The 23,855-nt window shown below is 71.4% G+C and carries 21 protein-coding genes; 11 read left to right on the top strand and 10 right to left on the bottom strand.

The window, feature by feature from the left end:
- The first annotated feature begins 102 nt into the window (after positions 1-102).
- Positions 103-1,818, top strand: a complete 1,716-nt coding sequence (locus ABD333_RS03435) for a PP2C family protein-serine/threonine phosphatase (protein ID WP_344537560.1) — start codon at positions 103-105, stop codon at positions 1,816-1,818.
- A 133-nt stretch (positions 1,819-1,951) separates the two neighbouring features.
- On the opposite strand, the gene ABD333_RS03440 is transcribed toward ABD333_RS03435, so the two are convergent.
- A complete protein-coding gene (locus ABD333_RS03440) occupies positions 1,952-2,716 on the bottom strand; it encodes an enoyl-CoA hydratase-related protein (protein ID WP_344537561.1) in 765 nt (254 codons plus the stop codon).
- Positions 2,717-2,829: 113 nt separating this feature from the next.
- Here ABD333_RS03440 and ABD333_RS03445 point away from each other — a divergent pair, with 113 nt between their 5' ends.
- Positions 2,830-3,234 (top strand): DUF7715 family protein, encoded by a 405-nt coding sequence (locus tag ABD333_RS03445; protein ID WP_344537562.1) that lies wholly within the window; start codon positions 2,830-2,832, stop codon positions 3,232-3,234.
- Between the two features lie 27 nt (positions 3,235-3,261).
- Here the strand turns inward: ABD333_RS03445 and ABD333_RS03450 are convergent, their stop codons facing one another.
- The 3 genes from ABD333_RS03450 to ABD333_RS03460 form a co-directional block, all read right to left on the bottom strand.
- Positions 3,262-3,651, bottom strand: coding sequence for an STAS domain-containing protein (locus ABD333_RS03450; RefSeq protein ID WP_344537564.1), 390 nt, complete (start codon positions 3,649-3,651; stop codon positions 3,262-3,264).
- Positions 3,652-3,830: 179 nt separating this feature from the next.
- Positions 3,831-4,025 (bottom strand): CsbD family protein, encoded by a 195-nt coding sequence (locus tag ABD333_RS03455; protein WP_344537566.1) that lies wholly within the window; start codon positions 4,023-4,025, stop codon positions 3,831-3,833.
- A 57-nt stretch (positions 4,026-4,082) separates the two neighbouring features.
- The gene (locus ABD333_RS03460; protein ID WP_344537568.1) at positions 4,083-5,573 is read right to left on the bottom strand and encodes an FAD-dependent oxidoreductase; all 1,491 of its coding nucleotides are present in this window, start codon (positions 5,571-5,573) and stop codon (positions 4,083-4,085) included.
- Between the two features lie 213 nt (positions 5,574-5,786).
- Between ABD333_RS03460 and ABD333_RS03465 the strand changes: the two genes are divergently transcribed.
- The 5 genes from ABD333_RS03465 (at position 5,787) to ABD333_RS03485 (ending at position 11,998) form a co-directional block, all read left to right on the top strand.
- Positions 5,787-7,898, top strand: coding sequence for a catalase (locus ABD333_RS03465; RefSeq protein ID WP_344537570.1), 2,112 nt, complete (start codon positions 5,787-5,789; stop codon positions 7,896-7,898).
- Positions 7,899-8,165: 267 nt separating this feature from the next.
- Positions 8,166-9,212: a S1 family peptidase gene (locus ABD333_RS03470; protein ID WP_344538828.1), complete on the top strand. Its 1,047-nt coding sequence runs from the start codon at positions 8,166-8,168 to the stop codon at positions 9,210-9,212.
- Positions 9,213-9,329: 117 nt separating this feature from the next.
- Positions 9,330-9,716, top strand: coding sequence for a diiron oxygenase (locus ABD333_RS03475; protein ID WP_344537572.1), 387 nt, complete (start codon positions 9,330-9,332; stop codon positions 9,714-9,716).
- Positions 9,717-9,867: 151 nt separating this feature from the next.
- Positions 9,868-11,064: a PucR family transcriptional regulator gene (locus tag ABD333_RS03480; protein ID WP_344537574.1), complete on the top strand. Its 1,197-nt coding sequence runs from the start codon at positions 9,868-9,870 to the stop codon at positions 11,062-11,064.
- Positions 11,065-11,170: 106 nt separating this feature from the next.
- A complete protein-coding gene (locus ABD333_RS03485) occupies positions 11,171-11,998 on the top strand; it encodes a phytanoyl-CoA dioxygenase family protein (protein ID WP_344537576.1) in 828 nt (275 codons plus the stop codon).
- 29 nt (positions 11,999-12,027) lie between these two features.
- Here ABD333_RS03485 and ABD333_RS03490 read toward each other — a convergent pair whose 3' ends face one another.
- Positions 12,028-12,747, bottom strand: a complete 720-nt coding sequence (locus ABD333_RS03490) for a 3-keto-5-aminohexanoate cleavage protein (protein ID WP_344537578.1) — start codon at positions 12,745-12,747, stop codon at positions 12,028-12,030.
- Positions 12,748-12,862: 115 nt separating this feature from the next.
- On the opposite strand from ABD333_RS03490, the gene ABD333_RS03495 reads away from it, so the two are divergent.
- Positions 12,863-13,666, top strand: coding sequence for an SAM-dependent methyltransferase (locus ABD333_RS03495; protein ID WP_344537579.1), 804 nt, complete (start codon positions 12,863-12,865; stop codon positions 13,664-13,666).
- A gap of 33 nt (positions 13,667-13,699) precedes the next feature.
- Positions 13,700-14,926: a cytochrome P450 gene (locus ABD333_RS03500; RefSeq protein WP_344537581.1), complete on the top strand. Its 1,227-nt coding sequence runs from the start codon at positions 13,700-13,702 to the stop codon at positions 14,924-14,926.
- On the opposite strand, the gene ABD333_RS03505 is transcribed toward ABD333_RS03500, so the two are convergent.
- From ABD333_RS03505 to ABD333_RS03525, 5 genes are all read right to left on the bottom strand, one after another.
- On the bottom strand, positions 14,913-16,217 hold the full coding sequence (locus tag ABD333_RS03505; protein WP_344537582.1) for an adenylosuccinate synthetase: 1,305 nt from the start codon (positions 16,215-16,217) through the stop codon (positions 14,913-14,915). The genes ABD333_RS03500 and ABD333_RS03505 overlap by 14 nt on opposite strands.
- Positions 16,218-16,221: 4 nt before the next feature.
- Entirely contained in the window at positions 16,222-17,190 is a 969-nt protein-coding gene (locus ABD333_RS03510) for a hypothetical protein (protein WP_344537584.1), read from the bottom strand.
- A 15-nt stretch (positions 17,191-17,205) separates the two neighbouring features.
- Positions 17,206-18,297: a molecular chaperone DnaJ gene (locus ABD333_RS03515; protein ID WP_344537586.1), complete on the bottom strand. Its 1,092-nt coding sequence runs from the start codon at positions 18,295-18,297 to the stop codon at positions 17,206-17,208.
- A complete protein-coding gene (locus tag ABD333_RS03520) occupies positions 18,294-19,112 on the bottom strand; it encodes an NUDIX hydrolase (RefSeq protein WP_344537588.1) in 819 nt (272 codons plus the stop codon). Before ABD333_RS03520 ends, ABD333_RS03515 begins: the two co-directional genes overlap by 4 nt.
- A 155-nt stretch (positions 19,113-19,267) precedes the next feature.
- On the bottom strand, positions 19,268-21,280 hold the full coding sequence (locus ABD333_RS03525; RefSeq protein ID WP_344537589.1) for an APC family permease: 2,013 nt from the start codon (positions 21,278-21,280) through the stop codon (positions 19,268-19,270).
- A 237-nt stretch (positions 21,281-21,517) separates the two neighbouring features.
- Between ABD333_RS03525 and ggt the strand changes: the two genes are divergently transcribed.
- Both ggt and cutA read left to right on the top strand, forming a co-directional pair.
- Complete coding sequence (gene ggt / locus ABD333_RS03530; RefSeq protein WP_344537591.1) at positions 21,518-23,368, top strand: gamma-glutamyltransferase; 1,851 nt, start codon at positions 21,518-21,520, stop codon at positions 23,366-23,368.
- A 48-nt stretch (positions 23,369-23,416) separates the two neighbouring features.
- Entirely contained in the window at positions 23,417-23,779 is a 363-nt protein-coding gene (gene cutA / locus ABD333_RS03535) for a divalent-cation tolerance protein CutA (RefSeq protein ID WP_344537593.1), read from the top strand.
- Positions 23,780-23,855 lie beyond the last annotated feature (76 nt).

Consider the following 23,855-nt stretch of genomic DNA (forward strand, 5'->3'; position numbering starts at 1 on the left):
TGCAGGGGCGGCGGCAATGGAGAGTTGGAACGGTGTTTATCCCTGTTTGTCCCTTTCGTTCGTACGCTGGCACCGTCATGAGCAGCCGACCCGGGGAACCAGATGACGGATCGGGACGATGGGGCCGCCGACCTGGTGCGGAGCGAGGTGGCGGCCTGGCAGGAGCTGGCCCGCCGCCAGGCCCGCAACGAGGCGGCCGGTCTCCGGCTCGCGACCGCCGGACGGCCGGGCGAGCTCTCCGCGGACGACGACGTGCGCGGCGACGTCCGTGGCGTTCCGGGCTGGATGGCCGGGGCGCTGGCGGCCGTGCCGACCGGCGCGATCTACGTGGAGCCGGTACGCGCGTCCGATGGCAGGATCGTCGACCTCGTGGTGCGCGCGGCCAACAAGACGGCCCGGCTCGCGAACGGTGAGGTCGTCGATCGCCTTGTCGGGCGGCGGCTCCTCGACATCAGTCCGGGTCTGCTGCTGTCCGGCGTGTTCGGCGAGTACGTGCGCGCCTACGAGACGGGGCAGGTCTTCCACCGTTCCTACGCCGAGTACCCCGCCGGGTCCGGTGGCCAAGGCAAGCCCGTAGAAGTGACCGTTCGCGCCGCGCCCCTTCACGAGGGACTGCTGGTGTCATGGCAATACCACGGTGACGCCGACCGGCTCTCCGAACGCTGGTCGCTGGCCGAGCGCCTCGTCGGCCTCGGCTGGGGTGAGTGGAACCTCATCACCGACGACGTCGTCTGGACGCCCCGGCTGTACGAGGTGTACGACCGTGACCCCGCTGATGGGCCGCTCCGGCTCGACCAGCTTCCCAAGTTCGTCGTCCCGGAGGATCTGCCCGCCGTCCAGGAACGCATCCGTGCGCTGTTCGAGCAGCGCACGCCCGTGGACGGCGAGTACCGGATCAGGGGCCGCCACGGGACGCGCCATCTGCGGGTGCTCCACGAACCGGTGCCCGACGCGTCCGGCCGGACCGTCGCCATCCGCACGCTGGCCATGGACGTCTCCGAGCAGCGCCGGGCCGCCCAGGCGCTCGACGAGACCCGGGAAGAGGTGCTGCGCGAACGGCGGCGCGTCGAGGAGGAGCGCAGGATCGCCCGGCGGCTGCGGCGCGCGCTGCTCCCGGTCCGGGAGGGCCTGATCGAGTTTCCGGGGCTGCGGGTCGCCGTCCGGTACCTGGCCGGAGAGCCGGGCCGGGTCGGCGGCGACTGGTGGAAGGCGCGGCGGCTGCCCGATGGCCGGGTGCTGCTGGCGATCGGCGACGCGATGGGCCACGGCCTGGAGGCGACCACGATGATGACCGCGATGCGCGCGGGCCTGGCTGGGCTGGCCTATACCGGTGCCGGGGCGCCCCAGCTGGCGACGTGGTTGAACGAGCTGGTCAACAACATGGTGCCCGGCGAGATCGTGACCGGGACGGCGGCGCTCGGCCATGTCGACCCGGAGAGCCGGGAGCTGGCGTGGACCAGCGCGGGCCATCCGCCGCCGGTGCTGGTACGGGACGGGCGCGCACGGCTGCTCGACCACCTGCCGCACGGTCCGATGCTCGGAGTGCTGGACGAGCCGGAGTTCCCGCTCACCACGACCGCGCTGGAGCCCGGCGACATCGTGCTGTTCTACACCGACGGCATCCTCGACCGGCAGGGCCGCGACCGCGACGAACTCACCGAGGCCATGCTGGACGCCGTCCAGAGCGTGGCCCGGCGGGTCAGGCGCGACACCGGTGACGCCGCCGACCCGGTCCTCGCCGTCGAACGCGTCATGCAGGCCCTGGACGCCGAGGAGTCGGCCGACGACATCTGCGTGATGGCCGTCCAGGTCCGCTGACGCATTCCCGTCCGCTCGAACGCTGAGGCGGCCGGTCCGCTCGAACGCTGAGGCGGCCGGTCCGCTCAAACGCTGAGGCGGGCGGTCCGTTCGGGCGGCTGGGGCGGGTGGGCGCGCTTGGGCGCCTGTTCGTTCAGGCGGGCCATTGGGGGCGGCGCTTCTCCAGGAACGCCGTCATGCCCTCCTGCGCCTCCGGAGTCTGGCTGGAGGCCGCCATCACCTCGATCGCATAGGTGTAGGCGTCCGCTTCCGTACGGTCGAGCTGGGCGTACATGGCCTGCTTGCCGAGCGCCTTGCTGCGCGGGCTGCCCTGGGTGGCGCGGTCCAGCAGGTCACGGGTGGCCTTCTCCAACTCGGCCGCCGGCACCACCCGGTTGACCATGCCCCACTCGTACGCCGTTCGCGCGTCGACCACGTCACCCGTCAGGGCCATCTCCATCGCGCGCTTGCGGCCGACGTTGTGCGAGATCGCGACCATGGGCGTGTGGCAGAACCAGCCGCCCTTGCCACCGGGCGCCGCGAAGCCCGCGTTCTCGCTCGCCACCACCAGGTCGCACGTCACCGCCAGCTGGCAGCCCGCCGCCGTGGCGAGCGCGTGCACCTGGGCGACCACCACCTGGGGCACCGCCTGGATCGTGCGCATGAGCTCGGCGCAGGTCTGCAGGAGGCCGCGGACGTCGGCGTGCGAGGCGCCGGCCATGTCGGCGAAGTCGTGACCGGCGGAGAACACCGGCCCGTTCGCCGCCAGCACGATCCCGAGGGCGTCGGTGCGGCCGGCCTCGCGGAAGGCCTCGGTGAGCGCCAGCAGGAACTCCCGGGACAGGGCGTTGCGGCGCTGTGGCCGGTTCATGGTGATCGTCGTGACGGCGTCGTCGCGCTGGACCAGAACATCGCTCATGAACGTGACGCTACGTCAGGACGGCCCGGCCCGCACGAGCGGGGATCTCACGATCGCGCGTGGGATGTCGGACCCGCGTCGTACGGTGGGCGCGACACGAAGGGGGCCGGGCCTTGAAACTCCTCACCGCCACGAACGCCACCCAGGGACACCGTCACAACGACTTCGACTGGTGCGTCGAGGGCGAGCTGGTGCACATCGGCGTGACCTGCGCCCGCGACCAGGCCGACCCTGACGGCGGGTGCGGCTGCGGGCGCGCCTTCGCCGGGCTCAACTCCCACCGCGCCACGACGACGGCCATGATCCGGGAGATTCCCGGCTTCTCCGACGACGACTACGTCCTGGCGATCCGGTCCAGCCTGGAGCAGCAGGGCTACGACTCCTCCTACGCCGAGCACGAGGCCGCCGAGCTGCGCATCCTGGTCCGTGACTGGCCGGTCGGCGCGATCGTCGAACGCAGGCTGAACGAGATCGTGGTGCGCGAGGTGATGCAGCCGGACCAGGAGGCCGACACTTGATCGGCCTCGGCCGCCCTGAGCCCCGCGTCAGTCGCGCAGCCAGTCGGCCAGGTCGGCGTCGGTGATCGGCAGCAGGCACCAGAGCGCCTCCTCGGTGGAGGAGCAGAGCGGGATGCGCTCGTGCAGCCGCAGCAGGCGGAACATCTTGGCCGCGAACGGGCGCACGCCCACGGTGGCGAGACCGATCCCGAGCTCGTCGCAGCGGCGGGCGGCGGCCGACACGACCCGCAGGCCCTCGGCGTCGAAGAACGACACTCCCGCCAGGTCCAGCACCAGCGGGCGGCCGGCGGCGCCCGCCAGGTCGAGCAGGCGATACCGCACCGCGGGCGCGGACACGCGGTCCATCTCGCCGGAGAGCAGCACGGTGACGTGCCGTTCCCTCTCCACGACGACCATGTCGACGGCGGTGTCCCTCATGGCGACCTCGCAATCCGATGCATCGGTAACTCAGAAGCATTGCGCGAGTACGGAGTGTTGCCAAGAGGGAAGCCGAAGTTTGTTTCGAGCGGCGTGGCCGCGAGCCGGAGCGCGAGCGGCGCGAGGAGCATGAGAAAAGCCCCTCGCCATCGAGGGGCCTTTCTCAGCGGGGCCTCAGATCACCGCTTGAAGGTGTCACGCGCCTCCTTGGCGGCGTCCTTCGCCTGCTCGCCGACCTGCTTGGCGCCTCCGGCCACGCGGTCCTTGCGGCCTTCGGACTCCAGGTACGGGTCGCCAGAGTCGCGCCCGGCCTGTTCCTTGCCCCGGCCCTTGGCCTTCTGGGCCTTGTTCTTGAGCTTGTCGAGGAATCCCATGACCCCTCCTTCCGTACGATCGTCGTACGCCGACGACCTTGCCCGCTCTTCCGTGATCTATGCGCCCGGTTCGTCCTGTTCGTTTGATTCGTCGGACGGGCCGCCGGATGGTTCGCCCGAGTCGAGCCTTCTGAGCGGCATCGTCGCCGGACCTTGGAGAACGGACCCGTCCGGCGCGAACCGGGAGCCGTGACACGGGCACTCCCACGCCTTCTCGGTGTCGTTGAAGGCGACGACACAGCCCAGATGGGTGCACTTGGCCGACAAGACCTGAAGCTCGCCGTCGTCATCGCGATGGACCGCGCAGGGCCGGCCGTGCCGCTGGACGACGGCACCCGAGCCCGGGCCGATGTCCTCGACGGACGTGGGCCGGGGACGGACACGGCCGGTCACGACGCGGCGCCCGTACGAGGCGGCGGTTTTGAGCACGGGGATCGCCTCCCGGGCCACATGGACCCGGCGCGGAGCGTACAGGTCCGTCCACTCCGCCCGCTCGCCGGTGAGCAGCCCGGCGAGCAGGCGGCCCGACATGACGCCATGGCTCATGCCGGACCGGGCGTATCCGGTCGCCACGTACAGGTGCTCGTCCATCTGGCCGACGTACGGGACCTTGTCGGCGGTGTCGAGGTCCTGGGCCGTCCACCAGTAGTCCACCTCGGAGATCTTGAAGTGCTCGCGCGTCCACTCCACGAGCCGCCGCTGGTGGTCGGCCACGTCGTTGTAGCCCGGAGGGAAGGACTCGCCGGTGATGAGCAGCAGCCGCTGCCCGTCCTTGTAGGGCGCGGTCCGGACCGAACGGGTGTTCTCCTCGCGGGTGATGAACATCGCGCCGGGGTCGTCCTCCTCGGCGATCGGCGCGGCCACCACCAGCTCGCGCAGCGGCGTCAAGCGGAAGGTGAGAAGACCCTGGTCGAACAGCGGGAAAAGGGTGGCGATCACGATGTCGCCGGCGGTGACGGCCCGTCCGCCGTCGGTGCACAGGCGGTGCGGCCCTTCCTGGCTCACGACCCGCGTGCGTTCGTAGATCCGGCCCCCGCGGCGGACCAGGTCCTCGGCGAGGCCCAGCAGGTAGCGGCGGGGATGGAACTGCACCTGGTCCTCGACGCGCATGGCCCCCGCGATGTCGTAGGGCAGGCTGGTCTCGGTCACGAACGACACGTCCAGCCCGGCCTCCTGGACGGCCTCGACCTCCGTCCTCAGATCGTCCACACGTTCCCCGGGCTCGACGTAGACGTGTGACGGGCGCCGTTCCAGGTCGCAGTCGATGCCGAGCTCGCCGGCCACGCGGCAGACGTGCTCGACGGCCTCCTGCTGGGACCGTGCGTACGACCGCGTGGCCTCCGGGCCGAGCGAGTCCCGGAGCGGCGCGTAGATCCAGGGATGTGCCGACGACAGCCGGCCGGTCGTGTGGCCGGTGACGCCCGCCGCGATCCGGTCCGCCTCCAGCAGCACGACCGAGCGGCCCGCCCTGGCCAGCTCCCACGCCGTGCTGATCCCGGCGATGCCGCCCCCGACGACCACCACGTCCGCCTCGATGTCCTCGGTCAAGGTTGGATAAAACGTCCGCTCACTCGACGCCATCCAGTACGACCGCGAAATCCCTTCGATCACAGGCCTTTCCTCACCTTCCGCGATGTCCCGTCACACCCGTACCCGCGGCTCCGGCGGGAAACGGGCGGCGCATGGCGGGTGGATCTCCGGGTAGCGCTGCTGTCAGACGGCCGAAACAGGCACAGGGCACGCGGAGTCGGAGGAAACAACATGACGGACCCGGGCGGGCTCGGCGATGACAAGCAGCGGCAACTGGAGCACCATCGGGTGCGGCCGGACGGCACCCGGCTGACCACCGACCAGGGCATCGTGGTGGACGACACCGACAACTCCCTGAGCGTGGGGGAGCGCGGCCCGACGCTCATGGAGGACTTCCACTTCCGGGAGAAGATCACCCACTTCGACCACGAGCGCATCCCCGAACGGGTCGTCCACGCGCGCGGCGCCGGCGCCTACGGCCACTTCGAGGTGTACGAGTCGCTCGCCGAGTACACCTCCGCCGAGTTCCTGTGCGACCCGTCGATCAGCACGCCCGTCTTCGTGCGGTTCTCGACCGTCGCCGGGTCGCGCGGCTCGGCCGACACCGTCCGGGACGTGCGCGGGTTCGCCACGAAGTTCTTCACCCGGCAGGGGAACTTCGACCTGGTCGGCAACAACATGCCGGTCTTCTTCATCCAGGACGGGATCAAGTTCCCCGACTTCGTGCACGCGGTGAAGCCCGAGCCGCACAACGAGATCCCGCAGGCCCAGTCGGCGCACGACACGCTCTGGGACTTCGTGCGGCTCCAGCCCGAGACCATGCACATGATGATGTGGCTGATGTCGGACCGGGCGGTGCCGCGCAGCTACGCGATGATGGAGGGATTCGGCGTCCACACGTTCCGGCTGGTCAACGCCGAGGGACGCGGCACGTTCGTGAAGTTCCACTGGAAGCCCAAGCTCGGGGTGCACTCGCTCGCCTGGGACGAGACGCAGAAGCTCGCCGGCAAGGACCCCGACTTCAACCGCCGCGACCTTTGGGACTCGATCGAGAACGGCGACTTCCCCCAGTACGAGCTGGGCCTGCAGCTGATCCCGGAAGAGGACGAACACCGCTTCGACTTCGACCTGCTCGACCCGACCAAGATCGTGCCGGAGGAGGAGGTCCCGGTCCGGCGCGTCGGGCTGCTGACGCTCGACCGCAACCCCGACAACTTCTTCGCCGAGACCGAGCAGGTCGCCTTCCACACCGCCAACGTGGTGCCGGGCATCGACTTCACCAACGACCCGCTGCTCCAGGCCCGGTTGTTCTCGTACCTGGACACCCAGCTCATCCGGCTCGGCGGGCCCAACTTCACGCAGATCCCGGTCAACCGGCCGGTCGCCGACGTGCACAACCACCACCGCGACGGCTACCACCAGATGGCGATCCACCAGGGCCAGGCCAGCTACCACAAGAACTCGCTGTCGGGCGGCTGCCCGGCGGTCGGCGGCAGCGGCGCGTACACCCACTACCAGGAACGGGTCGACGGCAACAAGATCCGCAAGCGCAGCGAGAGCTTCGCCGACCACTACGGTCAGGCGACCCTCTTCTGGAACAGCATGTCCGACTGGGAGAAGGGCCACATCGTCTCGGCCTTCCGTTTCGAGCTGGGCAAGGTCGTCGCCATGGACGTCCGCGCCGGCGTGGTCGAGCATCTCAACCAGGTCGACCACGAGCTGGCCGTCAAGGTCGCCGAAGGCATCGGTGTCGAACCGCCGGAGGCCCGGGTCACCACGCACGATCGCGGCTCGCCCGCGCTCAGCCAGGTCGGCCAGCCGGGCAGCGCCAAGGCCCGCAAGATCGCGGTGCTGGTGGCCGACGGCAGCGACTCCGGGGCCATCGGGGCCGTCGGCGACGCCCTGACCGAGGCCGGCGCGCAGGTGGAGGTGCTCGCGGCCAAGGACGGCTCCGTGCTCAGCGCCAACGGAGGGCGGATCGAGGTCACGCGTGCCCTGCCCACCGCGCCCTCGGTCACCTACGACGCGGTGCTCGTCCCAGGTGGCGCCGATGCCGTGGCCACGCTCCTGGCGGACGGGGACAGCGTGCACTTCGTGGCCGAGGCGTTCAAGCACTGCAAGCCGATCGCCGCGGTGGACGACGGGATCGCCCTCCTCGAACGCGCCCGGGTGGCCGGCGTCCGGCTGGCGGGCGAGGACACCTCGTCCGACCAGGGCGTCGTGTCCGACCAGGGCGTCATCACGTGCCGCGGGCCCGTCGGCGCGACCTTCGTCGACGAACTCGTGAACGCGCTGGTCCTCCACCGGCACTGGACGCGCGAGATCAGCGCCGTCCCCGCGTGAGCACACCCGCACGAGTGCACACGCGTGACACTGTTCGTCACGCTGTTGGTTCCCCCGCTCGTGGCCGCATCCGGCCACGAGCGGACGGGGCGGCCGGGACGGAACGATCCATTTGTCCCTGACATGGGGCTTGCGCAGGTTTGCCAGAGGAAGTCAGGCTATTGAGCAATTTCTCCCCCTTGTAGCCAACACGAGGCTTCTTCACGATTCACATGACTCAGGGCATGTCACCCGGACCTGCCTTGACTCGTTGGAGGCACAGTGAGGATGAGACCCATCCGCCCCGTCACTGTCGTAAGCCTGGCGGCCGCCACCGCCGCCGCCATGCTGACCGCCGTCCCTGCCGCGCAGGCGGCGCCCCCGTCCCCGTCCCCCGCGCCCGACGCGAGCACGCTGGCCACGTCCCTGGCCAAGAAGCTCGGCGCCCGCAGCGCCGGCTCGTACCTCGACGGCGGCAAGCTCGTCGTCACGGTCGCCGACGCCGACGCCGCCCGGCAGGTGCGCGCGGCCGGTGCCGTTCCCAAGACCGTCCTGCGCAGCGGCGCGGCCCTGAAGAAGGTCACCGACGCCATCGACCGCGCGGTCAGGGTGTCCGGCACGGCATGGGCCGTGGACTCGACGTCGAACCAGGTCGTGCTCTCCTACGACGACTCCGTCACCGGGGCGCGGCTCGCCAAGGTGCGCGCGGCGGCCGCGCGGCACGGCTCCGCCGTCCGGCTGGAGCACGTCCCCGGCACGTTCAACCTGACGATCTCCGGTGGCCAGGCCATCTACACCGGAGGCTCCCGCTGCTCTCTCGGCTTCAACGTGCGCAACAGCGCCGGCACCACGTTCTTCCTGACCGCCGGCCACTGCACCAACATCGGTGCCACCTGGTCGGCCTCGGGCGGGACCGTGCTCGGCACCCGGACCGGGTCCAGCTTCCCCGGCAACGACTACGGCATCGTCCGTTACACCAACACGACGATCGCCAAGGGCGGCGACGTCTACCTCTACCCCGGCACCCAGGACATCACCACGGCGCGCAACGCGGTCGTCAACGAGTCCGTCCGCCGCAGCGGCAGCACCACGCAGGTGCGCAGCGGACGCGTGACCGCGCTCAACCAGACCGTGCGCTACCCGCAGGGCACCGTGACCGGCATGATCCGGACCACGGTCTGCGCGCAGCCCGGTGACAGCGGCGGCTCGCTGTTCGCCGGCTCCGCGGCCCTCGGCCTGACCTCCGGCGGCAGCGGCAACTGCTCGACCGGCGGCACCACGTTCTTCCAGCCCGTCACCGAACCGCTCAGCGTCTACGGCGTGAGCGTCTACTAGTCCCCGGAAGGCTGGGATCCCCGGCGCCGGGCCGACGGCGCCGGGGATCCCGCGTGTCAGGACACTTCGCGGGCGTACTCGCGGTAGGCGGCCATGAAGAGGGTCGTGAGGAGGTCGATGACCTTCCAGCGCGCCGCGATGGACGACGAGCGCGTCCAGCCGATCGTGCGGCCGATCAGCCGCATCCACGTCGTCGAGGAGGCGCGCCACGTGCGCTACGCGCGGGAGGAGCTCGTGCGGAGCATGGCGGGCGCCGGCCGGGCCCGCCGGTCGGCGCACCGTCTGGTGGCGGCCGTCGGGGCCACCGCGGCGATGGAATACATGATCGATCCGGAGGTCTATCGCAGCGTCGGCATTCCACCGCGCGCCGGGCGCGAGCTCGCCCTGGCCAATCCCCACCACCGGGACACCCGGTTCTGGATGGGCGAGAAGATCGTTCCCTTTCTCGCCGAACTCGGCCTGGTCACCGGTCCGCTCTGGCGTCAGACGGGTCTCGTCCGCTGAACGCGCGGCCCCACGGCGACCGGACCGATGTTTTGCCTCACCGTGCCTCTTGAGCAATTGATGTTGCGTCGGTTACAAGTAGCTTGCCGTAATTTCACGGCAAGCTGTCTCCGACGACGAGAGGTGACGGCGTTTGGGTGCATCGGGTCGCTTGATCGATCTGCGGTTGCCCGTCGAAGGCGTGCCCGCCAAGGCCGCCGCGTTGCGCAAGTACGTGCCCGGCATCGCGGCAGAGGCGGTCCGCGAGATCGAGCGCGAGCTGCCGGAGTACGTGCGCCCCCACGATCCGCGGTACGCCGAGGTGATCGGGCAGGCCGTCGAATGGGTGATCGGGCACTTCGTCGACCTCATGATCGAGCCCGATACGCCGTCCGACGAGATCCTGGAGTTCCACCGGCAGATCGGCGTCGGCGAGGCCAAGGAGGGCCGCAGCCTCGACACCTGGCAGGCCGCCATGCGGATCGGCGCCGGCATCGCGGTCCAGCGGCTCACCGCCGAGTCCGAACGGCAGAGCCAGGGGTTCACGCCGACCGCCACCGGCATGGTCGCCCAGGCGGTCTTCGCCTATCTGGACCAGATCGCCCTCGCCGTCGCCGAGGGCCATGCCGAGGCCTCGGCGCGGGCCGCCGGGCAGGTGGAGGGCGGGCGGCGCCGCCTGCTGGAACTGCTGGCCGGCGACGCGCCCCAGCTGCGCACGATCAAGGAACTGGCCGGCGCGGCGGGCTGGCCGGTGCCCCAGACGGTCGCCGCGATCGCCCTGGTCGAACGAGGCCGTAACACCGGGCGGCCGAGCCTGCCCCCGGACGTCCTGGTCGGGCTGCACGTCGACGAGCCGTTCCTGATCCTGCCGGACCCCGACGGCCCCGGCCGCCGCCAGCTCCTCAAGAACGGGTTGCGCGGCTGGATCGCCGCGATCGGCCCGACCGCCGAGGTCACCGACGTCCGCACCTCGCTGCGCTGGGCCCGGCACGCCCTGGACCTGACCCGCCGGGGCATCATCTCGGACCCCAGCCCGGTGATCGCCGAGGAGCACCTGCCGGTCATGCTCCTGATGCAGGACCGCGACCTGGTCGAACGTGTCGCGGCCCGCCGGCTGGCCCCGCTCCAGGACGCCCGGCCGGCCCACCGCCGCCGCCTGGCCGAGACGCTGCTGGCCGCCCTCGAATGCGGCTTCAACGCGACCGAGGTGGCCGCCCGCCTGCGGGTCCACCCGCAGACCATCCGCTACCGGATGCGCCAGCTGGAGGCCCTGTTCGGCACCGACCTGGCCGACCCGGCCCAGCGCCTGGAGCTGCACATGGTCGTCTACACCTGGTTGATCACCCATGCCGATGCCGACGCGGGTTAGGGTGAGGATCATGACGACCGGTTTCACTTGACGCTGACGCGCGCGTGCTCCCCCGCCGTCTCGGACGTGTCCACGACCCGTACGAGACGAGCAAGGAGTAACACACGTGTCACAGCTGTTCAGCCACACCGACGTCGCGCACTACGAGGCGTTCGGCTTCGTCGTGCTCCGCGGCCTGCTCACCACCGCCGAGGCCGCCCGCCTCCGCGCCGAGGTGACCACCGAGCTGACCGCCGCGTTCGGCGGGCTCGGCACCGATCCCGGCGACGAGGGCGGCATCTCGGGGGACTACCTGCCGCTGACGGTGGACCGGGCGCCGTTCGCGCAGTCCCTGGTCGCCGACGATCCGCGGTTCTTCCAGGGCGCCACCGAACTGACCGGCTCACCGATGGTGCCGACGCCCGGCATGGCCGTCTGCTTCACGGCCAACGCCGGCTGGCACACCGACATCGGGCCCGACGTCCGCGGGGTGAAGTTCCTCGTGCACCTCGACGCGAGGACGGCCGAGACCGGGGCGCTGCGCGTTCTCCCGGGCTCGCACGAGCCCGCGTTCGCCCGCCGCGTCGAGCGGTACCTGTCCCGGGACCCCGCGAACCAGGGTTTCCGGCCGGGACTTCCCACGCCGGACACGGTCCTGGAGACCGAGCCCGGTGACGTGCTGGCGTTCGACGTGCACCTCCGGCACTCCTCCAAGGGCGGGCACAAGCGGCTCGCCTGGTCGATCGAGTACCTGGAGTGGCCAGGCATCGTCGACGAGGACAGGAAGCGGCTCGTCTGCGACCTGATCGACACCGACGCCGACCACTCCGACGAGGGCTTCGACCAGGACCGCTGGCCGGTCTGGCGCGAGTGGGCCGCGGGGGCCTCCGGCCGGCCCTCACGCCTGACCGCCCTTGAGCGGCTCCAGTTGCTCGGAGTGCCCGGCCTGGCGTAACAGGCCCCGGCCTGGTGTGACCGGCCGGGCTAGGCGGCGTTCCCGGAGAGGATGTCCCGGGCGGCTCTGACGAGCGCGGCGTTGTCGGGCGCGGCGGAGCCGTCCGGGAGCAGCAGCGTGTCCTCCAGACCGATCCGCGTGTCCAGCCCGAGTGAGGCCGCCAGGCGCAGGACGGGCCAGGCGCCGCCCTGCTCGCCGTGCAGCAGGACCGGACGTTCGTTCGGCGCCAGCTCGGTAAGCAGGGCGGCGGCCGTCGCGGGCGCCGTCTCCGGATCGGGGTCGACCACCTCGGCGAGCACGCGCAGCACACGGTGCCTGGACGGCCAGGCGAGGAAACGCCGGACCGCGCCGGCGGACGAGGCGCCGGAGAAGATGCCCGCCTCGATGTCCACGCCGTGGTCCAGCAGCGCGTCGGCCACCGGCTCGGCGCCCTCCTCGTGCCAGTTGACGGAGGCGTGGTCGGGAAGGACCTTCCAGGACTCGACGAGTTCGAGGCGGCGGCGCGGATCCGGGCACGCCCAGGCGCCGGTCGTGACGCCGACGCGGATTCCGGGCGCCGCCTCGCGGACGGCCGTCACCGCCGCGGCGACATGGTCGGGGTGCAGGGAGTCGGTGCCGTCCGGGGCCTTGGGATGCAGATGGACGTCCTCGGCGCCCGCGACGACCGCCTCGCGCACGGAGACGGCCAGTTCGCCGGGCGTGAGCGGCACGGAGCGGGCGAGGGGACCGTTGGGGCACACCTGGAGCATGGACCGATCCTGGCAGAGGCTTCTCGTGCGGCCATGGTGGAAACCTCGCCGTAGCTCGTAAGATCAAGTGAAAAGTCAACGCGGCGATGCCCGGTTCCCGGTCGGGGTGATGCTGATGGACGGCTGCCAAGGGCCTGGCGGCGTCGATCTGAACGTGCCGAACGTCGCCCGCATGTACGACTACTACCTCGGAGGCAAGGACAACTACGCGGCCGACCGCGCCCTGGCCGACCAGGTGCTCCGGGTGGCGCCGCAGACGCCCGCCCTCGCCCAGGAGAACCGCGCCTTCCTCCAGCGGGCGGTCCGCCACCTGGCGGGTCCCGCGGGGATCGGCCAGTTCGTCGACATCGGGGCCGGCCTTCCCACGCTCGAGAACACCCACGAGGTCGCGCAGCGGACGGCGCCGGGCGCGCACGTCGTCTACGTCGACAACGACCCGGTCGTGCTCGCGCACGGCCGCGCGCTGCTCCAGGGCGCCGCGGGCACCAGGGTGATCCAGGGCGACCTCCGCCGGCCGGACGAGATCCTCGGCTCGCCCGAGCTGACCGGGCTGATCGACCTCGCCCGTCCGGTGGCGATCCTGCTGGTGTCCGTCCTGCACTGCGTGCGCGACGAGGAGGACCCCTGGAAGATCGTGGCCTGGCTGCGCGACACGATGGCGCCGGGCAGCCATCTGGTGATCTCGCACATCACCGCCGCCGACCACGCCGAGAACGCGGAGGCGGGCGCGGACGTCTACCGGCGCGCCAGCACCGACATGACGCTGCGGACCCACAGCGCCATCCGGCGCTTCTTCGACGGTTTCGAGCTCCTCGAACCGGGCCTGGTACGGCTCACCGAATGGCGCCCACCCGAGGGCGTCACGCCCCGGCAGGACCTGCCGACCTGGTTCTTCTGCGGCGTCGGCCGCAAGACCTGAGACACCGAAGACTCTGAGAGCGGAGGCACCCGGGTGACGCAGCAGGACACGACGCGGCAGGACACGGTACAGCGGGACGCGGCACAGCAGGCCACGACGCATCCGCGGATCGACTTCAACCCGCTGGCGGGCACCCGCCCTGTCGGGACCACGGCCGGGCTCCTCGACGGGCTCCGCGACGCGCATCCCGGCTTCCACTCGACGTTCGGCCGCGGTTTCTGGGTGGTGACGCGGCACGAGGACATCCTGGCCGCCTTCCAGGACGCGGAGACGTTCTCCAACCGCTCGGTGACCGTGCTCGATCCGGAGCCGCGCTACCGCTGGATTCCCGAGATGCTCGACCCGCCCGAGCACACGCCCTGGCGGCGGCTGCTGCGCCCGCACTTCACCCCGGCCACGGCCAAGGCGATGGAGGGCCGGATCCGCGAGCACTGCGCCGGTCTCATCGACGGACTGGCGGATCGCGGCTCCTGCGATCTCGTCACCGACTTCGCCGTGAAGTATCCGTCGGTCATCTTCCTGGAGTTGATGGGGCTGCCGGTCGAGCGGCTGGAGACGTTCCTGGAGTGGGAGCGCGCCATCCTGCACGCCCCGCCGGACGCCAACGCGGCGCGTCTCGCCGCGATGGGCAAGGTGACGGAGATGTTCGCCGAGCTGATCGGCGAGCGGCGGGCCGAGCCGCGCGACGACCTGGTGAGCGCGGCCGTGTCGTGGCGGATCGACGGCGAGCCGATCTCCGACGAGGATCTGCTGGCGTTCTGCCTGCTGATGTTCATGGCCGGGCTCGACACGGTGACGGCGCAGTTGTCGTACGCCTTCTGGCACCTGGCGACGCACCCCGGCGACCGCGCGCGGCTGCGCGAGGACCCCGCGATCATGCCTTCGGCGATCGAGGAACTGCTGCGCGCGTATTCGGTCGTTCTGCCGGGACGCAAGGCGACGCGTGACGTCACCGTCGCCGGGTGCCCGGTCAAGGCGGGCGAGATGGTGATGCTCCCGCTGACCATGGCCAACCGCGACCCGGCGGTCTTCCCCGAGCCGGAACGGGTCGTCCTCGACCGGACGCCCAACCGGCACCTGGCCTTCGGAGCCGGGGCGCACCGCTGCCTCGGCGCACATCTGGCGCGCCTGGAGATCAGGATCGCGCTGGAGGAGTGGCACCGCCGGATACCGGATTACCGGATTCCCGACGATGCCGAGGCGGTCGAGCACGCCTACGGTCTCCTCGGACTGGACACGCTTCCCCTCACCTGGTCGTAGGAGCGCCGGGGTAGAGCGAGCCGGTGAAGGACTTATGGATGGCGGCCGGACCGTACGAGCGCAACCTGACAGGCGCCCCCGAGATCTCCTCCACCTTGGCGATCGCTGCCACCGCGTCGCCGAGGGGTTCGTAGACCGGGCGCGCCGTGAGCAGGCGCCGCGTCAGCGCGGCCTGCCGTACGAGGTCGCCCGGCGGGCCGGCCGGCAGCCGTTCCACGCGCCGCCCGCCGATCTCGTACGCCCGGCACACCAGCAGGTCGGCGCGCTCGCGGGGCAGGTCGAGATGGGTGAGCGCCAGCCCGTCGACGCCGCCCACCACGTCGAGGGCATAGCGCAGCGTCACCGCGTCGAGATGGCCGACGCGGAAGGCGCCCTGCCAGCGTCCCGGCCCGTTGTGGCGGTCCGGCAGGTCCGTGGTGAGCGCCGGGTCCTCGGTGACGAACGGCCCGGGGCCATGCCGCGTCGCGTACGTCCGGAGCACGCCCAGCCGTGTGCCGGTGGCACCCGCCTCGGCGAGCAGCGTCTCCGCGTTCGCGAAGGTGGTCGTCGACCAGGTGGTGTACGGGTGGAAGCCGTGCCACTCGTCCAGCAGCACGCCCTGCGCGCCCTCGAAGACCACGTTCCCCGTGCGCAGCAGCGTCCGGAGATGCTCGCCGCCGACGATCCGGACCCGTTCCCCGAACGCGAGGAACACCGCGAGGCACTCCTCGACCGACGGCACCCGCCCGCCGCTGCCGTCCGAACCCTGCGGAAACGTCTCCAGATACCAGTCGCGGAGCGCGGCGAGCCGGTACCGCAGGCGGCCGGGGGAGAGGCAGTCGCCCGCGCGCGGCGCGTCGCCGTGGGCCAGCGCGTACGACGCCGTCTCGCCGATGCCCATGCCGCACGAGCCGTGCCGGGCCTGGCCCCGGGCCGCCTCCCGTGCCTGGTTGGCGGCCCGGTGGTACGGCGTGGTCAACAGCGCGTCCCGGTCGACCGTGAGCCGGGCCAGCGGGTCGGGTGTCCCCAGCGTCCGCAGGTGATCGGCCTCGGAGGCGAGGGCCAGCGGGTCGACGAGCATGAACCGCGACAGGTGCGTCGCCACTCCGGGCGTGAACGTCCCCGACCCGAACTGGGCGAACGTGTGGTGCCGCCCGTCCGGGGCGACCACGTTGTGCGCCGCCTGCGCGCCCCCGTTGAACCGCACGACCGCGTCGACTGGTTCCGGCCCCCGTGAGCAGAACCAGTCCACGACGGTGCCCTTGCCCGCGTCGCCGAATCCCAGGTCGGCCACGATCACGTGCCGGCCCATGGCGCTACAGCCGGGTGGTGGCCGGCGGCGCGGCGCGCAGGTCGGCCGGGAGGGCGGACGACGCGACCGGGGAGCGGTTCGCGTCCAGCCTCCCGAGCGCCCGCGAGACCGAGGCGCCGGCGGCGGAACCGAACTCGTCGAGGTGCTCCAGCCCCTGGTCGAGGTCGATGGCGTCCTCGGCGAGCCCGACCGTGAGCGCGATGGTCTCGCAGACGGCGTCCAGATCGTCGAGGTAGAGCACGTGCTGGCCCAGCAGGCCCTGCCAGAAGTCCTTCAGCTTCCGGCTCTGCGAGTGGTAGGCGCCCTCCGGGATGATGAAGTAGACCTCGTACTTGCGCTGCAGTTCGCGCAGCATCTCCTCAAGAGGGACGTCCTCGCCCCGCCCGCCGCCGATGACCTCGGCGACCTCACGCCGGCTGACCTTGGGATAGGCCAGCTCGTCTCCGATCATGAAGAGATAGCCGCGCTTGCCGCGCTTCTCGTAGCAGTCGATCGAGGTGTGCCGGGCCATGAAGTACATGGCGAGCTCGTACGACTCGGTCAGCTGCCCGCCGCCTCCGCCTTCGAGGTAGATCCTGCCGAGGTCGTCGTCCATGCGGTTGTCCGCCTCGAACTGCCCGATCTGCAGCGGGGCGCGGTCGCACGTCGCGTCGCCGACCGCGCCGAACAGGATGTGCGGGTGCTCGACGTAGCCCTTGCGCAGCAGCAGCCCGAGCAGGTCGGGCAGCTTGGCCTGCAGCGTGCGGGGCACCGTGCCCATCGAGCCGGTGACGTCGAACAGCACCGCGATGGCCAGCGATTCGGGATGGTCGGCCGAGTCCCTGCTCTCCCGCACGGTCACGCCGTACGGGTCGAGGCTGGGATGGACCGTGGTGGCGCCGCCGTCGCTGTAGGCGAAGGCGCTCGCACCGGTGGCCGCGCGATAGCTCGCCGCGGCGGAGTAGACGTCGGTGGACCAGTATCCGCTTCCCATGGGTACTCCTTCAGATCACCTTGGGTCGGGTGTGGGATCGGGCATGTGGAACGGGCGGAACCGGCGCGGCCCGTACAGACGTTCCAGCAGCTCGTCGAGCTCGCCCAGCAGCCGCCAGGCGTCGTTCGGGCGGCGCTTTTGCGAGGTGAGCAGGCAGCCCTTGGCGAACAACCGCATCGGCTTGGGCACGTTGCCCGTACGGCCTGTTCCGGCGCCGGCGCCGGAGTCGCCCATGAGCTCGGCCATGCAAAGGGTCGCCATGTAGACGTCGGTGGCGACGCTTGCCTGCTGCCGTGCCGGCACCTCCGGCGGGTACCAGGACGCGTAGCGGTCGACCATGGCGGGCACGCGGCCCGTGGCGTCGGCGTAGGAGTAGCAGCCGGGCACCGAGTAGCACCAGTCGACGAGCACCAGGCCGTGCTTCTCCGGATGGATGAGCACGTGCTCGGGCAGCACCGCGCCGTGCAGGACGCCCGCGCGGTGCGCGAACCCGAGCGCGACCAGCAGCCGCCGCCATATCCAGGCCGCGTCGCGCGGATCGACCCCGTCCGGATAGGCGGCCCGCACCTCGGCGAGGCTGTGGAAGCCGTCGAGCGCGCCGATCGCGTTGGCCTGCCGTTGCTCGCCGGTGGCGGCGTCGCGGTGCCGGAACGTCTCGACGAGCCGCGGCACGTACGCCCGGAACCGTTCGTCGCCGTCCTCGGGGAGCTGGCGCAGCGCCACCGCCTCGCGTTCGATCAGGTCGCTGTCGCGCGGGTCGCGCGGCAGCTTGACGACCGCCTGGCGCGCGCCGTCGTCGTACGAGGCGGCGTAGAGGTTGGCGAGGTCGCCCTCCGCCTTCGTGCCGCCGAGCCGGTAGGAGTGGCGGCGGGTCGTCATCGTGGCCGCGTCGGCGCGGTTGTAGGTGCGCCAGAGTGAGTTGAGCCGGGTGAACGCGTCGCGGGTGCGGCCGCCGGTGGCGTCCGGATGGACCAGGCGGGCCAGCCGCCGGTAGGTCCGCGCGGCCTCGGCGGTGTCGGCGCCGAACAGGTCGGCGGGAGTGCGCACGCGGTCGAGCCGTGCCAGTGCGTCGTCGAGTTCGAGGGGTGGCCTGGAAGGTGCCGTCATCTGATCTCTTCCTCTCGGCTGGGCCGCAGCAGGGCCGGGTGCAGGAGGCGGGCGTCGCCCGCGCGGTAGAGCTTGGGCCGGGGACCGCCGCGCCGGCCGCCCTTGTCGGAGGTGCCGCCCGTGCTCTCCACGAAGCCGGGGACCGACAGCACCTTCCGGTGGAAGTTGCCGGCGTGCAGTTCCTCGCCCCAGACCGCCTCGTACACGGCCCGCAGTTCGGGGACCGTGAACTCGCCCGCGCAGAAGGCCGTGGCAAGCGGCGTGTATTCGAGCTTGGCGCGGGCGCGTTCGAGGCCGTCGCTCAGGATTCGCGCGTGGTCGAAGGCGAGCCTGCGCGTCGTGCCGGGGCGCTGCTCGGCCGCCTCGGTGAGGCCGAGCGCGTCGACCGGCACCCAGGCGGCGTCGACGGCGTCGCTGCCCGCCTCCGGGTCGGGGAGCTCGGGGGCGAACGCCAGATAGGCGACGGAGATGACGCGCATGCGCGGGTCCCGGCCCGGGTCGCCGTAGGTGCCCAGCTGCTCCAGGTGGACGCGGCCGAGCACACCGCCCTTGGCGCTGACCCCGGTCTCCTCGGCCAGCTCCCGGACCGCGGCGTCCGGCAAGTCCTCCGCGTCGCGCACTCCCCGGACGAAGCCGCCGGGCAGTGCCCACATCCCGGCGTACGGGGCGTTGCCGCGGCGGACGAGCAGCACGCTCAGGCCGCCGTCGCGGATGGTCAGCGCCACGACGTCCACGGTGACCGCGACCGGGTCGTAGTCGCGGGGGTCGTAGTTCGCGAGGAACTCCCGCTCGTCGCGCCGCGGATCCGGGGTCATCGTGTTGATCTCCCTCTGAGTAGGTCTCAGTGTGAGTAAATCTCGCTATGAGAAGAACATAACCCGGGGCTGTGCCGTGCGTCCAGTCCTTCGGGTGGCACAGAACGGCCAGAGGCCGCCTCCCTCTCCGGGAGACGGCCTCTGGCCTTTGTCGTCTAGCGGCGGTGCCGCCCGCCTGGCGGCGGCGGGTCGGGATGTTCGTCTCCCGGCTCGTTCGAGTAGGGCTCGTTCGCTTGGGGGTCGTTCGAGTACGGGGGACGGAACGGCGGGCGGCGGTGCGGCCCGCTCTGGTACGGATCGACCGGGTACTCGCCGGACGGGAAACGGCCGGTGAGGGACTGGCCGGTCGGGTATTGCCCGGTCGGGTACTGCTCTGGCGGCTGCTGGCCGGGCTGGCGCGACGGCTGCCGGTAGGAGTCACTCTGGTAGGAGTCACTCTGGTACGAGCCGCTCTGGTAGGAGTCACTGGGGTACGGGTCGTTCATGTACGGGTCGTTGGCGTGCGAGCCGTTCGGGTACGGGTCGCGCGGGCGTGCGCTGAAGTGGTACGGGTCGGCGGCGAACGCTCCCGTCGTCTGCGAGCGGGCGACCGGCGTACCTCCCGGTGTGGCGGACGTGGGGTACGAACCGGGCGGGGGAGCGGCGAGCGGCGCCGCGGCGTGCATCAGGGGCGGACCGGCGGCCGCCGTCTTCAGCAGCTCGCGCAGCTGGCTCTTGCGGCGCCCGTACGCGACGTACACGATCATCCCGATCGCCATCCAGACCGCGAAGTAACCCCAGGTCTGGACCTGCAGGTTGAGCATCAGCCAGCCGATCGCCAGGATCGTGACCAGCACGGTCAGCGACGCGGCCGGGACCTTGAACGGCCGGTGCAGGTCGGGCCGGTCGCGGCGGAGCGCCAGCACCGCCGCCGCCACGAACAGGAACGCGAACAGCGTGCCGATCACGACCATCTGCTCCAGCGTGAGCACGTCCAGCGTCTGCGACATCACGATCGCCGCGCCGCCGGCCACCAGGGTCGCGCGGGACGGCACCTTGAATCGGCTCATCGCGCCGACGCCGCGCGGGAGCAGGCCGTCGCGCCCCATGGAGAAGACCACCCGGGTGAGGCTGATGACCAGCACCAGGATGACGGTGGTCAGGCCGAGCACCACGCCCACGTCGATGATCTTGTTCATCGACTCGGCGCCGACCTTGCCGAACGCCACCGCCAGCAGCGGCTTGTCCGGATCCAGGCTCTTGTAGGAGATCATGCCGACCATGGCGATGGCGACGCCGATGTAGAGCACGATGGTGACGGCCAGCGAGACGATCATGCCGCGCGGCACCTTGCGCGGCGCGTCCTCGGTCTCCTCCGACGCGGTGGCGATCAGGTCGAAGCCGATGTAGCCGAACGCGATCGCGGGCGTCGCGGCCAGGATGCCCCAGACGCCGAACACCTGCGGCGCGCCGCCGGTCATGCCGTTCCAGATCGCGTCCAGGACGGTCTGGCTGCTGGTGTCCGGCGCGGGCTTGGCGGGCGGCACGAACGGGGTGAGGTTGGCCGGCTGGAAGAACTTCAGCCCGGTCGCGATCACGAGTCCGAGCACGATCAGCTTGGCCATCACCATGTACCAGAGCGTGCGCAGGCCGAGCCGGCTGCCGGTCGCCAGCATCACCACGACCAGGAGCAGGATCAGGAGCGCGAAGAGGTCGAACCCCTTCTCCTGCCCGATGATCCCGGCGAGGGGCTCCGGGATGGGGACGCCGAAGTCGGCGAGCGTCTGCGTCGCGTAGAGGGACCAGGCACGCGCCAGCACAGAGGCGGCGAGCAGCAGTTCGAGGATGAGCGACCAGCCCACCACCCAGGCCCACACCTCGCCGAACGCGACGTAGCTGAAGGAGTACGCGCTCCCCGCGACCGGGATGATGGAGGAGAGCTCCGCGTAGGAGAGCGCCGCCAGCAGGCAGACCACCCCCGCCACGGCGAACGAGACGATCACCGCCGGGCCCGCGTTGTTCACCGCCTGCTGGCCCGCGACCTTGAAGATCCCCGCGCCGATCATGACGCCCAGTCCGAGCACGATGAGGTCACGGGTCCGGTAGACGACGCGCAGCCGGTGCCGGCCCCCGTAGAGCTGTCCGGTCGCCTGCTCCACCGGCAACCGTCGGAACATGTCGTTACGCATGCGGATGTCCCAGGTCATAGGTATCCCTTGGCCTGAACCCGCGCCGCTGTTCGCGAGACAGAGCTTGTTGAAGTTCCTAAGAATTCACCAGGTAGAGGTAAAACCGCAACGTCTTCCCTTGATTCGGACATGTGTCGTCGGGTGGGAGCGATCCCGCGAGGCCGGGGTCGGCCGGGGCGGTGGCGGCGGGCGGAGATCGATGGGACGGTGGTGGCGTCGCGCATTCCAGGAGGTTCCGTGTCCCGCAGCACGAACTGGCGGCGTTCCGCGGTGATGGCCGCGCCCGTTCTCGCGTTCGCCCTCGTCGCCCCGCTCCCACCGGCCTCGGCCGCCCCCGCCGCGCCCGCCGCGCCGCCCGCGCCGCCGACGCGGCAGCCGGTGGCCACGGGCTACGGCGGCGCGGTCTCGACGGTCGACCCGGACGCCAGCCGCACCGCCATCGAGGTGCTCCGGCGCGGCGGCAACGCGATGGACGCGGCGGTCGCGGCGAGCGCGACGCTGGGCGTGACCGAGCCGTACGTGGCCGCCATCGGCGGTGGCGGCTACATGACCTACTACGACGCCAGGAGCCGCAGGGTCCACGCCCTCGACGGCCGGGAGACCGCGCCGGGCAGGATGACCGCGACGTCGTTCGTCGACCCCGCCACCGGCAAGGCGATCCCGTTCGACCAGGCCGTCACCAGCGGGCTGAGCGTCGGCGTGCCCGGCACGGTCGCGCAGTGGGAGCTGGCACTGCGCCGCTTCGGCAGCCGCGACCTGCGCACGCTGCTCAAGCCCGCCATCAAGCTCGCCGAGCGCGGCTTCGTCGTCGACCAGGAGTTCCGCGACCAGACCGCCGTCAACGAGGCGCGGTTCCGCGACATCCCGCCGTCCCGCGCCCTGTTCCTGCCCGGCGGCAGGCTGCCCGAGGTCGGCTCGACGTTCCGCAACCCCGACCTGGCGCGCACCTACCGCGAGCTCGGCAAGCGCGGGCCGCGCTGGTTGTACGAGGGCGGGCTCGGCCGTGAGGTCGCCGCGACGGTCAAGCGGCCGCCGGTCGACCCGGCGTCCACCCGCACCGTGCGCCCCGGCCTGATGGAGACGCGCGACCTGCGGGCCTACAAGGCGCTGTCGAAGAAGCCCACCCGCGTCACCTACCGCGGCCTGGACGTGTACGGGATGCCGCCGTCCTCGTCCGGCGGGTCCACCGTCGGTGAGGCGCTCAACATCCTGAGCAACTTCCGGCTCGGCCCGAAGGACACGGCACGGACGCTGCACTACTACCTGGAGGCGAGCAAGCTCGCCTACGCCGACCGTGGCCGGTACGTCGGCGACCCGGCCAAGGTGAACGTGCCGCTTGACGAACTGCTCTCCAGCGGGTTCGCCCGCGAGCGCGCCTGCCTCATCAAGCCCGGCCAGGCCGCCGAGGCCCCGGTGGCGCCCGGCTCGCCCGACGGGCGCTACACCCCGTGCATCCCGCCGGGACAGTCGACGCGCGCCCTGGCGTACGAGGGCCCGCAGACCACCCACCTCGTCGTCGCCGACAAGTGGGGCAACGTCGTGGCCTACAACGTCACCATCGAGCAGTTCGGCGGCAGCGGGCTGACGGTGCCGGGCCGCGGGTTCCTGCTCAACAACGAGCTCACCGACTTCAGCCTGCAGCCGCCCGCGCCGGGCGCGGCACCCGACCCCAACCTGCCGGGACCGGGCAAGCGGCCGCGCAGCAGCATGGCGCCGACGGTCGTGCTGAAGGACGGCCGCCCGATGCTCGCGGTCGGCACGCCCGGCGGCTCGACCATCATCACGACCGTGCTGCAGATCCTGCTCAACCGGATCGATCTCGGCATGGACCTGCCCACGGCCCTGGCCGCGCCGCGCGCGACCCAGCGCAACACGCCGGCGGTCCTCGCCGAACCGGCGTTCATCAAGCTGTACGGCGAGGCGCTCGCCGCGCGCGGCCACCGGCTGGAAACCGCCCCGGGGCCGCCCGCCGGCGTCATCGGCGCCGCCACCGGACTCGAATTCCTGCGCCCCGGCCTGGTCCAGGCGGTCGCGGAACCCGTCCGCCGCGGCGGAGGCGCCGCGCTCGTCGTACATCCCGCCAGGTAGGCGAACCCGAGCCCGACTACGATCGCTAGTGGGGGGAAGGAGCTTGCCATGGCGCAGGCGTATGTTCAGGTGACCACGACCACCGACGCACGGTCGGAGGCGGCGGAGCTGGCGAAGGTGGCGGTCGCCGACCGCCTCGCGGCCTGCGCGCAGCTCGTCGGGCCCATCGCCAGCACGTACTGGTGGGAGGGCGAGATCGAGCACGCCGAGGAGTGGATGGTCGTCTTCAAGACCACCGCCGACCGGTTCGACGAGCTGGCGACCCTCATCACCGAGGGGCACTCCTACGACACCCCGGAGATCATCGCGACGCCCGTGGTGGCGGGCAGCATGGACTATCTCGCCTGGGTGTCCGAGCAGACCGAGCCCGGCGAGGAGGACGAGGCCGTCGACGACGCCGCGGTCGACTGACACCGCACCGCGGCGCACCGCGGGGCGGTGTGACGCAGGTCATACCTGGGCAATAAGTCTTTAATTACCTCGACCG

The organism is Actinomadura fulvescens (genome assembly GCF_039533225.1).
GTDB lineage: Bacteria > Actinomycetota > Actinomycetes > Streptosporangiales > Streptosporangiaceae > Spirillospora > Spirillospora fulvescens.